1 protein-coding gene is annotated in these 453 nt (G+C 65.6%); it reads right to left on the bottom strand.

Features of this window, described 5'->3' with window-relative positions:
- Positions 1-377, bottom strand: a 377-nt coding sequence (locus L0D17_RS13290) for a helix-turn-helix domain-containing protein (RefSeq protein ID WP_243095715.1), incomplete at its 3' end; no start/stop codon positions are given.
- Positions 378-453 lie beyond the last annotated feature (76 nt).

The following is a 453-nucleotide window of genomic DNA, read 5'->3' as shown; positions in this document are numbered from 1 at the left end:
CCCTCCTTCCGCAACCTCACCCAGATGGGCCAGCGGCCCCAGGTGGGGTTTCCCTTCCTCAAACCCTCCACCCGCAGGAGAAGCCGGGGGCTCCAGTGCACCTTCGCCCTCAGGTGTCGGGGCTTTCGGGGCTTGGACCTCAGCCCTCGCAGTCCCCCTTCCCGCAGTCTCTTCTCCCACCGGAAGTAGGTGGCCCGGCTGATCCCCACCAGGCCCTGGATCTCCTCCCAGGTGGCTTTGCCTTTGCGCAGGGCTCGCACCAGCTTGAGCTTGTGTAGCCGTCCCTGGACCTCTTCGTCCCCCGCCCCCGCCTCCTCTAGCGCTTGGGCCTGCCTAGCGCCTCGCCATATCTCTCGGCCAACGGTGGTAAGCTGCATCAGGGGAACCTCCTCTTCCGTGGAGTGGTTCCCCCATTCTTATGCCTCCCGTCTCACATGTGTAGGGCCGGGTACA

It is taken from the genome of Thermus thalpophilus, from assembly GCF_022760915.1.
Classification (GTDB): Bacteria; Deinococcota; Deinococci; order Deinococcales; family Thermaceae; genus Thermus; species Thermus thalpophilus.
The sequence above is the reverse complement of the archived record's forward strand: the minus strand, read 5'-3'. Positions and strand labels throughout refer to the sequence as shown.